Source organism: Microbacterium sp. Y355 (assembly GCF_059445345.1).
Genome location: NZ_JCAIUD010000001.1, coordinates 620,493 through 633,175, shown reverse-complemented (window position 1 = coordinate 633,175; position 12,683 = coordinate 620,493). Strand labels below are relative to the sequence as shown.

The following is a 12,683-nucleotide window of genomic DNA, read 5'->3' as shown; positions in this document are numbered from 1 at the left end:
AAGAGCGGCAGAGACACGCTTTCGTGTGATGTCTGCAAAAGGCAATCCGCTTTTTTCCTCACCAATCCGACGACTAATGATCGCAGGGCATCCCAGATCGAAGACGTGCTGACCACCCATCACACACTTCCCGAGGAACGCCGAGCGCGGCGCGAGGGGGTATCTATATGCCTGCGTCGGAATATCGCTACGGCCAGTGTCCGGGTGGGCCGAGTCCGCCCTTTACCTTCCGCCAGCTCTCCCGAGATCGATTGTCTTCTCAGTCCCGTCGCTCAAGCGGTCGACATGGCGAAGCGCAAGAGTTCCAGAGTCGACAAGGATCTGGACCGATAGAAGGTGAGGATGCTTGCAACTGTTGCAATCCTCCACCAACTGAACGCGTGTGCTGATGAAGACCGGAGTTTGCTGCACTCTCCTCAATCGGACATGAACCAAACCGACCTCGGAAGGCTCCGCTGGGAGCGAGAACGTCTGCTCAGTTTCGCGCTCTTCGGTGACGGTCGTCGTCATCGTCTTTGCGAATCGAAGGGCGATCTCGTTCTGAAGCTTGTTCGTGAGCTTCACCAAATTGCTAGCCGCGAGCGAGAACTCGACACTCATCCGACTCGTTACTTCTTCTTCGATCTGCAGAGTCCACGCAGCGCTGCTGGAGAGAGTCACACGCTGAGTCTGACCAGCCTGAAGCGTCAGGATTTCCCGCCAATCGGCTTCGCGCACGAACGACTCGTCAAGAATCTCAAACCCGATGAACCGAATGGACGTGACCGATCCGATGGGCCACAGATTACGTTGCCGCCAAAGTACTGGCTGCTCTTTTGCGACTTCGAGAAGTAGGGAGTTCTGATACTGAACGTATTCGTGACGCACGACTGCAGGGAGTTGGGTCAGTGCCTTCGGCTTCGGAACGTAGTGGGAGAAGCCACGGTTCATTGCCTCACCAACCTCCTCCGTCGTGGCCTCGCCCGTCAGCAAGACTCCGCGGACGCGGGGATCAATGCGTCGTAGCCGTTCGAACAGGTCTGTACCCGAGACCAGCGGCATCTGCTGATCGAGCACGAGAATCGCGACACCGCCCGAAGCAACAAGTGCAGCCACTTTGTCCGGGTCGCTGTGCGCAGTTGCCTGAAGACCACTACGGGAGGTTATGAGCCTGGCATAGTCTTCAGCGGCGTCCATGTCATCATCCACGACGACTACCGTGGTCACAATTCTCCTCGGTGCCTGGTCGAGGGGAGATTTACGACGAACACGACGCGCCCGTCGTGCTGTGCGTGGGTGAAGCGCGCGCCGTGGACCGACCGCACGAGTCGCTGAACTACAGCAAGCCCTAGCCCCTCATGCGCAGGTTTTGAAGAGAATCCCGCTTCGAACAGTCTCGGATCCACAGGGCTCGAGAGGGCATTCTCCACCTCGAGCCTGACGCCGGAACCGGCTCTCTCCCCGCGGACAAATATCGCGTCAGGAGGCGCGGCCTCGGCAGCATTCTCGATTAGAGGCATTAAGACTGCCAGGATGAATGCTGGCCGGTACGTGAGTTCAGCGGGTAGATCCCACGTTACGTTCTCTGGGAGAACGCCATACATCGAAGCCGCCCGAAGTATGAGATCGCCGATCTCCTCGACGTCATCGTAATCGGTGGCCATGTCACCTCCAGACACTATTCGGAAGGCCTGCATGAACGACTTCGACACGGCGACGCTCGTGGTCGCTCGTTCGAGGGACTTCCTTTCATCGGACGTCAAAGCGCCACTCTCGGCGAGCAAAGCGAGGGCAATCTCGATCTGAGAGAGCGGTGTGTTGAGGCTGTGACTAATCTCCCGCACGACCAGTGCAGTGGCGTCGGCTCCCGCCCCGCTTTGCGGCGCATCAGACAGTCCTGGCCCTGGATGCATCGCGAAAGCAGACGCCTTGGTCTGCTGATCGAAGAGGAATCGCAGCATATCGCGTTGTTCAGTTGCAACTTGCAACAAGTGCTCCTGCTCCGATGAACTGCGCATAGCGACTTGCAACAAGTGCTCCTGCTCCGATGAACTGCGCATAGCGAGTTCAACTTGAAGTCGTTGATTACGAGCGTTCTCGCGTGACTCAACTAGGCGCCCATACGCCATCACAGCGATCCCGCCCCCCGTTACAGCAATCGCGGCGAAAACAGCCCAGCTTGCCAGGTCGATCATTCAATCTCTCTCGGTTGCGATCATGGACATACAATATCGCGCCGCACGGATGGGGGACATCACGGACGTTGACGCCGCGCGCGATGATTACCGGTGGAACAACGGAACGAGTTGCTCGGCCTAATGAGCAGCGCACCGGCACACTGCGCCGCGCTAAAAGCAGAACCCGCTCCGTCGCTCGAGGAGACCTTTGAAGCACGTTCAAGAAACGGTCATAGGTTGAACGCCGAACTGGTGGGTGCCTGACGCGCCGGTCCGCTGGAGATATCGTTCAAGAACCCGTTCATTTGCCGGCGGACCGGACACCGGACGCTGAACAGGTTTGTTGAACGGAGTGGATCCGAGGACCTCTGTTGTCCGCGTCATCCGCGTGCCTCATTACCACGCCTATATGCCCCTCACTACGTGCTTCGTCAGCCCGGCGTCGGGCAATACTTCACCTGTATCCATACGCACTCTGGGGCCTTCAGGCAGGTACGGCGACAACGGCTCGGAGTGAACTGGCCTCTCGCCATTCCAACTCCGTTCCCAAGGAAAGTCTGGGCAAGTCACGCCTTCATCGTGCTTCAGCGGTATGTTTCCCGCGATTTGCGGCATGTAGTGCACCATCAAGGTGGCAACGACGTTGGTCACGCTGACCTCGTCGGGTGCGACAAACGCCCAGCCTGCCTCACCGAGCGGCCCCTCGTCCCCGGATGAACCTGGAGGGATCGAACCTGACCGCTTCGGGCCAAAGAGCATCACCCTCGCGACCGCACCGCTGCCGTCATTGAACGACGCCCAGTCGAACGGTTGCGAACCGGAGGGATGGTCGATGAGTGCTCTAAAAGCTCGGGCGCTCTCGAGAACTGCGCCATGCTCAGTATCGATAGCGGATAGACGCGGCTGTGGAGCCGTCATCCAGCTGATGAGCTTCGCCACACTATTCGCCGAAGGTGAATTCACACCCAAGTCCCGGGCGATACGCACGAAGAAACTCGCCCATGCTGAAACTGCAACATAGTACGTCTGGAAGAAGTCCACCGTCGCGTCGTACAGATCATGCTGCTGCTTCGCCGTTGGGGTGGTCTGTCCGGTAAGTGCGTTGACTCTGAACGTTCCGCGCACAACGGCGATCCGGTCACGATAACGCAGCAGCTTGTGTATCGATTCGCGCAAATGGCGGGCAGACTGACGCTGGCGTGGATCGAGGTCACAGTGATCCGTGTAGTGCATCCAGTATTGGACTTGGCCCTCGTCGACGACGCGAGTAATTTTGGACGGTTCAGCCTTCACAATCGCATCGTATGACACCGATCCGACATGCGACCGTCCTGACTCAGCAACATGAGGAACCTCGATGCCGGATCGCTGTCCTACATTCGGTCGGAAGGCGGGACTCACGACAAAGGCTCCCAGCGAGCTTTATGGTGCACAAAGGCGTCCTGTAACTATGTCCTGTATTATTCTTGGTAGACGGGTTCAGTTAGAGGACTCAACGTTTCGCAGGAGTTGCAATGGACGTCGGATACGCCCGAGTCAGTATCGAGAAGCAAGATCTCACCCGACAGGTCGATGAGCTGACTGCAGCTGGCTGCGATCGCATCGTCGAGGAGAAGGCCTCTGGTAAGCACGGAGCCAAACGGCCGAAGTGGGAAGCGCTCATCGACGAGGCCGGCGGGCAGTTGCGCACTGGCGACCGCCTCACAGTCGTGGAGCTCTCGAGGCTTGGTCGTTCCACAACCCAACTGACCGCCCTGCTGCGCGAATTGAAAGAACGCGAGATCGGCTTGCGGATCTTGAACATGGGTATCGACACGTCGACGCCGGCTGGGGAACTGATCTTCACCATCATTGCGGGTGTCGCTCAGATGGAACGCGACCTCATCGCCGAGCGCACGAAGTCGGCATTGGATGCCAAGCGCCGCCGCGGTGAGCGCGTTGGCGGCCGCAAGCCCACTCATGCCCCTGAGCAGGTTGCGCGCGCCATGCACATGATGGACAACAGTGACCTGACGGGCCAGGAGATCGCTGGCGCTGTGGGCATGAGCCGTTCACGCATGTACGCGCTGGTCGCTCGAGCACGAGCTGGACAAGAAGGCTCAGCCGCCAAGTGAACTCGCTTGTTGCAGCGAAGCGTAATAGCGCTGGTAGCCGAGGAATGCCTCATGAAGGTTGGCTGCGGTGTCACAGAGTGCGTCCGCTTTGGCTTGATGAGCCTTGTACTTATCCTCAGAGATCACCTCATCAAGCCGCGTGGAGTAATATTCGCCGACAGACTTTACCAATGGCGAAAGTTCCGATAACCACTTGCCCGCGGCGTTGACCAGGCCGTCCAGCTGTTGCGCCAGTTCCTTGTCATGGGCTGTTCGGGTCGTAGGTAGACGGATCAGCTCGTCCATCTGTCGCACAAGTTGGCGAGGGATTCGGTAACGCTCCAGGTCACCAAGGTTCGAGAGCGTCACTTCATCCGAAGCATACTCAAACAACTGGTCAGCAAGGCTTCGATCAAGCTCGCCCAGCCCCTTAGAAGACCGAAGCAACGAATCGAATGCTTCCTTCGCAACCCGAGCTTCTGCATTCGCGATGTCGGCACGCGCTGTCGCCGCCTGGACTTCACCATCTTTTGCCGCAAGTTGATCCGCCACGTCCTTACTCATCGCTTCAAGCCGTGCGACAAGCAGGGACGCGCCGACGACGAGAATGGCAATGACGAGCCAGAGCGACCAGGATGCGTTTTCGGTAAGCCAGCCACCGTAGCTCAACAGTGGGCTGCTGATCGTCGCCACTAATGCAACTCCGCCAAGAACGGAATAGATTGGCCGAAAGATGAATTTCTTGGTGCGCGAAGACATGCACCGAGATTATCGGCTGCTCATGTCACAACTTCCATCTAAGCCACTAGCTGGACAGCGTTGCCCCACACCCAGCAGCGGTAGGTCTTCTCGGCGATGACGAACTCGATGCCGACGGCGGTCTCGGTGCTGCGCACCAGTAGCGCGTTGACACGCGCTGGTTGAGGCCCGAACCTGACCCACGCATTGATCCGCTGCGGCATCGGGTAGACAGTCATCGGCTGCTTATCCAAGGCGAGCTCCCGGTCGCTCAGCGACTGCAGCGGGCCGGCGGTCTTGGCGTAGCGCTCAAGCTGCTTCTCCTCGGCCCGCAGGTCATAGTGCTCGGCGAGCCGCTTGCTGGTGCCCATGCCGGCGCTCCTTCCTCTCCGGCCTAGAATCGAGGATAGCAATATTCGAACAGGTGTTCTATTCCCTTAACTCATGAGCACCATTTCAGTCGAACACCAGATGGCCCTGTGGATGGTCGATGACGTGCCTGCGCGGATGATCTACGCCGGCAAGCGCTGGCGAATCACCGACACCCCGACCAGACTGAGGCACTCCATATGGGAGGCACCACGCGAGTCGAGCCTGGGGCTGTACGGCTGGAGGTTCCAGGGCACCGACGAGGACGGCCTGTCGCTGATCTTTGACGTGTACAAAGCCGAGGACGGCTGGCACGTCCACCGGGCGTACGACTACTGACGCCACCTTCGAGAGTAAGAGCATCTCTGGAAAAGAAGAAGCCCACCTACCCGAGGGCAGGTGGGCTTGGCATCACCACGGGTAGGAAAACCGTACTCTCCGAGTCGGCTGAGCATCTCCCGGTTCCTGCGCACCTGGGACAGCCGCCGCCAGATGGCAGCATCGACGTCGAGGAAGTCTGCTTCGATGTCTGCCCGGGGAAAGCAGGTCTGCTTGATCGGGCTGTCTGCGTCGTCTGAAATGGACAAGGCCATGACTCCGGTGGGATCCGGGGTCGCAGCCAGGATTTCGTGGTGCGATATGAATTCGCACCAGAAGATCGCGAGGTCCTCGTCGTGGTCGGGTTCGGCGTTCATGATGGTCGTGAGCTTTGCCTTGAAGTCGGCGGTGGCCATGGTCGTTCGTTCCAATGTTCTGCGTGAAGGGATTTCCTTCCAGCCATCCCCAGGACGGGCTTCGCCCGGCGTGGGAGCGCGAAGCGCCTCCCAGAATGGGGATGCGGTGGCCGACACCCTCGGCCAGAATCGAAACATGGAGTAAGACGAGCTCGACGGCCCCGACGGTGTCCCCGTCCGCGTGCCTACCAACGACGATTACCGCACGTGTGCCGAGTGCGGCGGTGATTGCTACCCGACCCCAGCATCACCGTCGAGGGCCAGGGAGCGCGCATTGCGTTCGTGTGCGCCGAGCATGGAGTGCAGAGCCTCGTCGACCCGTTCGAGGGACGGTGGGAGGGCTGAATCAGTGCCCGATTATTGACCTCGGCCCACTTGGCGCTCGGTGGGGCTCATTCTTTTCAATACTGACTGCACGACCTCGTGCCGCCCTTGCTCGCAGACGGCAACCGGAACGGAATGTGCAGACTGCGATACTCGTCTCATGTCGGAACTTTCGGAGCGTGCAGAGCAGATTGCCGCACGGCTCATCGGACATGCCTCGGGCGCACAGGTCGAGAAGCATGATCTTGACGGACGACAGGGTGTCGTCGACTTCTTGCTCGAGTGGGCGAACGGCGACACCGGCGCGTTGGAAGTCACGATGATCACCGAACCTGCCTCGAGCGCCTGGCAAGGGTTAGCGATGCGCGACGGATGGAGATGGCCAGCCGCGACGTCCTGGGACTTCCGGCCGACTGGGGTGAGTTTTCCGTACAAGCGCACCAAGCGGTTGGCGTTACGGGCGGTCGCTCTGTGCGATGAATGGCACGTCGATGATCCTTCAGATTTGCCCGACAACGTTCTGGCGCTCGAACCAGCAGTAAAGCAACTCCTAGCCGAGAACGTCGGTCGCCTCAAACGTACGCCCTTTTCGCCGGGGATCATGATCTACCAGACAGCCAATGCTGAATTCGTTGAGGCAACACCGGCTGACTTCACGCTCGTTGTCGAGTCATGGCTAGGCCGCCCGCATATCGAACCTCACCTGCAGAAGTTGAGACGCACAAGCGCGGTAGCCCGGCGGTTTCTGTTCCTTGTCGTCGTGAGCGAAGCATTGCCCGTCAGATTTTTCACGGATGATTTCGAAGCACCGTCTACGATCCTTCGAGGCTATGAAGGAGTCGACGCGGTGTTTGTCTGGTCGGACTACTGGCATCGGTATCTCGGTTATCGGGGCGGACTGTGGGGTTGGAACGATCTCCCGCCCTATACGTCTCACTAGCTCGACCCCGCTCGCACATCGAGCGTGTGCGGAGGGAGCCGATAGCCTCAAGACATGGAAGATCACGGGTCGCACGACAGGCTCAAGTTCTATGGTTTAGGCGACCTCGCAAACTACGTGATGGCTGATCAAGCGGTGGCTTTCATCTGGGCACAATCCAAGAAGACGACCATCACGACTCTTAACGATGCGCTGGAGATCCACAACGCGCTTGAGTTTGAGAGGCACGATATTGTGCCGAGCACGATCGGTCAGGATGCGCGCGAGGCGCTCTCGGCGTCTGCCCGCGTGCTCCGTGGACAGCTCGCAGCCTTCTTCGAGAGGATCGATAGCTCGAACATCGATGATCATCTGAACAGCTTCGAGCGGGAGTACATACAGGATCTCTTGCAGCTCATCGGCAGGTTCAACGTCACGGCGCGCGTGGGGGGGCCTCGGGTCTTCAACGCCCTGGTCAAGCTCGGCATGCCGATGTGGGCGATGCTTGGAGACCGCAAATTCGTGACGACTCACGACACCCGACTTCGAAACGTCTTGTTGAGCGATGCAAGCTACGGCGAGCTACTGGTGAACATCCGCCTACTCAAGAACGCGCCCAACGCATACGTCTTGCCCACCAGCCTGACCGCTTTGGACTCGCAGCAGATTCTCATGGCGTACATCGATAGCGAGTCCCCGCACCTCAACTACGTCGAGGCGATCGCGCAAGCGCAAGACAACGAGAGTTTTGGCATCACGACCAAGATTCGACTGGCGGCGCAGCGCCGTGTGCATGAGCTCACCGAAACTCTCTTCGCCGATGAAATGAAGGTGGTGAGCGGCACCAGCTATGCGATAGGGATCGATCCGGAGCAGCAAGAGCCCGTACTTAACCGATTCAAGCGCAACGCTGGCAGAACGCTCCGGCAACGCACACTCGGGGGTCTGTATCTGAAGTCGTCCATGAATCCAGCGCAGATACTCGCGAATTTCTCGACAATCCTCGAGTACCTAGACGAACGCGGATTGCTGACACTTCCATCGTTTCAGAGCCAGATCGGTGTGATCGAGAGGCTGCGAGTATCAGGGAAAGACACCTACCCCCGAGCGGCCGAGTATAGACATCGCGACAGCACGACGATTCTCGGCACGGAGGCTTACTATGACTTCCTCCGGCAAGAGGGCATAGAAGTCGAAGACATACTCACCTGGTACTTTCGCGACTACATCCCCGAGGCGTTCGACGTCACAGGCTTTGAGTATGCGCCTTCGACTGCGAACAGCACATACCTTGAGCGTTGCCGACATATCTGCGCGGAGATGGAGAGCATCGTCAAACAGTTCACGCTCTACTGCGAGGACGGCGAGATCGACCGTGAGCTGCTCGAGCTGACGTCTGCTCCGCGACCCTGGGGGAAGATTCCCAGCCTCGTCGAGCGAAAGTATCTGGTCCACAGTGCGAGCGAAGACTGTGCGACAGCGCTCCATCTCCTCTTCAGCGATCAGTCGAGGCTCACGTACGTCAACGAGAACCTCCAAGCGAGGAGCTTCGTGCAGCTGGCCCTGAACAATCAACTTCGGTATGAAGATCTTCATCACTATCAGACGAGGCCTGTTGATTGGCTTGCAACAGCTGGCATAATCACCGTCGATAACGGGATTATTAGCTTCACCTCTCTGCCGATGATCCGCGTCCTAGCCGACATCAATAGTTACGAAACGGCCCCGTTCGGGCATTACGAGCTCGAGGAGGCCGCCGCGGAAAACCTAGTAGCGAACGGGTGGCTTGAGTTCAGATCGACGCTGCTCAGCTCTGCCGAGGCGAGCTACTTCAACTTCTTCCTCAACAAGAGCGAGTTCAGCGACGGCCACGATCTGCGCAACCGTTATCTTCACGGAACCAACCCGAAGCCTCGGGACGAAGACGCCCACCGGAAGTCTTACATGCAGCTACTCCGTTTGGCGGTTGCGCTCGTGCTCAAGATCCATGACGACCTCGTTGTGCGCGGGCCGCACAAGGCATAGGGTGCACCGATCGGTAGCACGGAACTACTGCGACAGGGGTTGCTTGGAGCAATATGCCTTGAGTCTCAGAGCTCGTCGGGGACGTCGGCGGCGACCGAGTCGGGCTCGTTGATAAACGTCAGGAACCGACGACCTTTAGCTGAAGTCCGCGAGCCGAAGATCCCCGAAGCGCTCGTCATGGTCGTCAGCGGGATCGACGCCAGTCCGTTGCGGTCCAGATCTGCGGCGGCTTGCGTGACCGGTCCGTTCCACACATTCGGATGAGCCGCCAGCGCAGTACCGAGCGGGCCATCGATCCCGCCCATGAGGATGTTCTCGTGCTGGCGGTAGAGATCCCGTGCTTGTAGCCATGCGCGCGGGTCCGCGAAGTAGTGCAGCATCCAGATGTGAAGTGCGTCGAACTCGTCGACAAGCCGCGTGAACTGTTCACGCTCCGTGGCCGCGAACGGGGCCCAGTTACCGCCGTTCACGACCGCAGCAGCCAGCCGACGACGTTTCTGCTGGCTCGCGGTCTCGGCTGCTGCCCGTTGGGCGCGGGTGACACCGGCGATAAACTCGTCTGAGCGAATCACGTCCTCGACAGTCATAGTCTCGTCGAGCTTCTCCAGTGCGGTCGACAACGCCTGGGCGATTGCTAAGTTGAATTCGTGTTGGCGCTGCGCCTGTCGACTCTCGAGGGCGTGAGCGAGCGTGTCCGCAGCGAGCGGCCCGACGATAGGAACCATCGAAAGAGCTGCTTTGCCCGCGAATGCGAACGCATCTTGGGCGGGCTCGTGGGACGGAACAAGGGCATCCAGACCAGTCATGCTCCCATGATGGGCCATAGGTCGGACGCTAGGGGAACACAGCCAAGACAAGGGATCGGCCTACCCATCTCGTAATTAACAGTTCGGCCCGCTGACAGCCGTGAGGTGGCTGAGCGCCGAGCTGAGCATGGAGGCGTTGAGCTCCTCCGAGACGGCGCGGGTATCGCCCACCGCGAGTCCGGGCAGCAAGCCTACGCCGGGTTCAGGCAGTGCCATTGCGCGAGCGACGAATTCCTCCCGCACGTGCACGGCATTGCCGAAGAGTCCGCGTGCGGGTTCCGTAATCTCCACGATCGTGGGAGTACCCGTCCCGAGGGAGTTCGAACGGCTCATGAAATTCCTCGAGGCAACCAGCGCCGCCCGCTGACCGAGCGCGCCACCGGTGTCGAAATGCTCCCGCGTCGCTCGCAGCGCGAACCTCTTTACCGCGGCACCATGGAAGAAGGAAAGCAATCAGCAGGCAAGCATGATGGCCTATCGGTGTGCGATAAGGGTCATTATCGTTACACGTTGTGCGGAACCCACCAAACGAGCGCGACATGCACTAGATGCTGCGCTGGCGGCGTGACTAGAACTGTCACCTAACCGTGCATCAGTCCCACTCGTTCAATAGCCGATACTGTCGGATGCACTAGATGAATACGTTATTTGAACGGAGATACGCCATGTCTCTGGTAGGGCTCGTGCGAGTGAGCACAAAGAAGCAAGACACAGCGAGGCAGCATGATGCCGTCGATCCAATCTGCATCAAGGTCTTCGAGAGAAGGTCAGCGGCAAGCTCTCCGTTGATCAGCGGCCCGGCCTGGCCAAGGCCCTGGCGTACATGCGTGACGGAGACATGCTCACAGTGCAGGAGGTCGATCGTCTGGGCCGTAATCTTCTCGAGGGGCTGGTCTTACTCACCGAATTGTTCGAGCGGGGCATTGCAGTGAAAGTGCTGGACGGAATCGCCGCTGGTAAGCACACCGAGCGCAGCCTCATTCTCGATCTGGCCATGGCGCTGGCCGAGGATCGGCGTCGCGACATCGTGCGCAAGACGAAGAATGGTCTGGATGCCTCACGGCAGCGCGGCAAGCTCGGTGGCCGACCCCGGGTGATCAACGACGACAAACGAGCGGCAATCCTGACTTGTCGCGAGAAGGGTGAGTCGATCCTTGTCATCGCCCGCGTGCTGGGCATCTCCGTCGGCACCGTGCACAACGTGCTCGCTGAGCAGGCGACGATGGTGGACAGCGCGCAGAAGGTCGGCGACGTCGCATGAGCAAGAAGCCAATGCCGTGGGTCCGTAGCCGAGGGCTGGGCAGACTCTTGGCCCAGGAGACGAACGTGTCGGACCTCATTCAACTCCTCAGCGACCGCGATAGGTCGCCGTGGGCCAAGCTGGTCGGTTTCGTGCCAGACGTTGTCGGCCGTGAGGTTCGGAACGCGAACAACGCGGATCTGCTGCTCACATCGCGTACGCAGAGCGCCGTAGTGGAGGTAAAGCTGGGTCATCTCATGTCGGTCAAGCAGCAGAATAAGTATGAGTCTCTCAAGTCGCGCCCGACTCTCTATCTGGCGGCATTGAGCGCGGATAAGGTAAGGCTGGCAGCGGATTCCGAACAATGGCGCTTCCTGAGCCTGAGCGACCTAGTGGGCGGCTGGGAGAACGTCGACGACAAACTGGCGCGGCTTCTCGCGCGGGACGCCGCCGGCATCCTTCGTGGCTGGGACCGAATGATTTCAGGTGTCTTCGCCACCCGATCCGCGGAGCATTGGGTTCCGCTCAACGTCCTGAACCAGAAGTTCCTGGCGCGGGTGGTTACACGCCGCGTTGCAAAAGACTTGCGTGAGCGAGGCCGATGGGCGCGGGCTGATGTCGCCAGCGGAGGCGGCTTGCCACTCATCCAGGGATGGACCCCGTTGCGAGGTGAGGGCACGGACCGTACGTTCATCGCGGAGGTCCGCTGGTGGGGGACGAAGCCCGGCGGCGAACTTCGGTTCGGTGTCGACTTCGACCCTCGACCGAACCAGGACGAGGATGAAGAGGTGCGCGGGGCCGCGTACAGTCTGGCGCGCAGCATGGACGCCGACATCGACTACACCGGCATTCGAGGCTATCTATACGACGAGAGGCCCGATCTTGCAGAGCTCCTACATCGGGAAAGGCCAAGTCGACCTGAGGCCAAGGGAGAGTGGGAGCAGGTGATCGCCCATGGGTTCAAGGGAGCACCGCTGACGGATGGGACGGCGAACAACCGCACGAAAACACGGCCGGACTTCTATGGTGACGGTGCACTGCGCTTCGAGGCCATTGCCGAGATCGACTTTGACCGGGCCTCGGCTAACGATCTGACCGACCTGATCGACGTCGCCCTGACGTATTTGAGTACCCGCGAACCGCTAGACACTCCGGGCATCGAGCAGTCTCAGGAACCCGCGCCCTGAGAGTCGCCTTACAAGACAGTTTTCTGAGACCCGATCTTCGCTTTACCGGCGGTGGTCTCGTCTCGTACAGGAGATGTCTACGAGACGTCCAA

At 59.6% G+C, this 12,683-nt stretch carries 14 protein-coding genes; 6 read left to right on the top strand and 8 right to left on the bottom strand.

From position 1 onward, the window contains the following. Positions 1-222: 222 nt before the first annotated feature. From AC1C2O_RS03160 to AC1C2O_RS03150, 3 genes are all read right to left on the bottom strand, one after another. Positions 223-1,206, bottom strand: a complete 984-nt coding sequence (locus AC1C2O_RS03160) for a response regulator (RefSeq protein WP_495428998.1) — start codon at positions 1,204-1,206, stop codon at positions 223-225. Next, on the bottom strand, positions 1,203-2,174 hold the full coding sequence (locus AC1C2O_RS03155; RefSeq protein WP_495428997.1) for a sensor histidine kinase: 972 nt from the start codon (positions 2,172-2,174) through the stop codon (positions 1,203-1,205). The genes AC1C2O_RS03160 and AC1C2O_RS03155 overlap by 4 nt, the downstream gene beginning before the upstream one ends. Positions 2,175-2,561: 387 nt before the next feature. Next, complete coding sequence (locus AC1C2O_RS03150) at positions 2,562-3,449, bottom strand: hypothetical protein (RefSeq protein ID WP_495428996.1); 888 nt, start codon at positions 3,447-3,449, stop codon at positions 2,562-2,564. Positions 3,450-3,670: 221 nt separating this feature from the next. Between AC1C2O_RS03150 and AC1C2O_RS03145 the strand changes: the two genes are divergently transcribed. Beyond that, positions 3,671-4,270: a recombinase family protein gene (locus tag AC1C2O_RS03145; protein ID WP_495428995.1), complete on the top strand. Its 600-nt coding sequence runs from the start codon at positions 3,671-3,673 to the stop codon at positions 4,268-4,270. Here AC1C2O_RS03145 and AC1C2O_RS03140 read toward each other — a convergent pair. Beyond that, positions 4,256-5,008: a hypothetical protein gene (locus AC1C2O_RS03140; protein ID WP_495428994.1), complete on the bottom strand. Its 753-nt coding sequence runs from the start codon at positions 5,006-5,008 to the stop codon at positions 4,256-4,258. The genes AC1C2O_RS03145 and AC1C2O_RS03140 overlap by 15 nt on opposite strands. Before the next feature lie 38 nt (positions 5,009-5,046). Continuing rightward, positions 5,047-5,358, bottom strand: coding sequence for a hypothetical protein (locus AC1C2O_RS03135; protein ID WP_495428993.1), 312 nt, complete (start codon positions 5,356-5,358; stop codon positions 5,047-5,049). 73 nt (positions 5,359-5,431) lie between these two features. Here AC1C2O_RS03135 and AC1C2O_RS03130 point away from each other — a divergent pair, with 73 nt between their 5' ends. Next, on the top strand, positions 5,432-5,695 hold the full coding sequence (locus AC1C2O_RS03130; protein WP_495428992.1) for a hypothetical protein: 264 nt from the start codon (positions 5,432-5,434) through the stop codon (positions 5,693-5,695). On the opposite strand, the gene AC1C2O_RS03125 is transcribed toward AC1C2O_RS03130, so the two are convergent. Then, the gene (locus AC1C2O_RS03125) at positions 5,689-6,090 is read right to left on the bottom strand and encodes a hypothetical protein (protein WP_495428991.1); all 402 of its coding nucleotides are present in this window, start codon (positions 6,088-6,090) and stop codon (positions 5,689-5,691) included. The genes AC1C2O_RS03130 and AC1C2O_RS03125 overlap by 7 nt on opposite strands. A 484-nt stretch (positions 6,091-6,574) precedes the next feature. Between AC1C2O_RS03125 and AC1C2O_RS03120 the strand changes: the two genes are divergently transcribed. Continuing rightward, positions 6,575-7,354: a hypothetical protein gene (locus AC1C2O_RS03120; protein WP_495428990.1), complete on the top strand. Its 780-nt coding sequence runs from the start codon at positions 6,575-6,577 to the stop codon at positions 7,352-7,354. A gap of 54 nt (positions 7,355-7,408) precedes the next feature. After that, positions 7,409-9,358: a short coiled-coil protein gene (locus tag AC1C2O_RS03115; RefSeq protein WP_495428989.1), complete on the top strand. Its 1,950-nt coding sequence runs from the start codon at positions 7,409-7,411 to the stop codon at positions 9,356-9,358. A 65-nt stretch (positions 9,359-9,423) separates the two neighbouring features. Here AC1C2O_RS03115 and AC1C2O_RS03110 read toward each other — a convergent pair whose 3' ends face one another. Then, on the bottom strand, positions 9,424-10,164 hold the full coding sequence (locus AC1C2O_RS03110) for a hypothetical protein (RefSeq protein ID WP_495428988.1): 741 nt from the start codon (positions 10,162-10,164) through the stop codon (positions 9,424-9,426). A 75-nt stretch (positions 10,165-10,239) separates the two neighbouring features. Next, complete coding sequence (locus AC1C2O_RS03105; RefSeq protein ID WP_495428987.1) at positions 10,240-10,497, bottom strand: hypothetical protein; 258 nt, start codon at positions 10,495-10,497, stop codon at positions 10,240-10,242. A 409-nt stretch (positions 10,498-10,906) separates the two neighbouring features. Between AC1C2O_RS03105 and AC1C2O_RS03100 the strand changes: the two genes are divergently transcribed. Beyond that, positions 10,907-11,425 carry a recombinase family protein gene (locus AC1C2O_RS03100; protein ID WP_495431659.1) on the top strand — a complete coding sequence of 173 codons (519 nt, stop codon included), beginning with the start codon at positions 10,907-10,909 and terminating at the stop codon, positions 11,423-11,425. Positions 11,426-11,490: 65 nt separating this feature from the next. Beyond that, positions 11,491-12,591: a hypothetical protein gene (locus tag AC1C2O_RS03095; RefSeq protein WP_495428986.1), complete on the top strand. Its 1,101-nt coding sequence runs from the start codon at positions 11,491-11,493 to the stop codon at positions 12,589-12,591. The last annotated feature ends 92 nt before the right edge of the window (positions 12,592-12,683 follow it).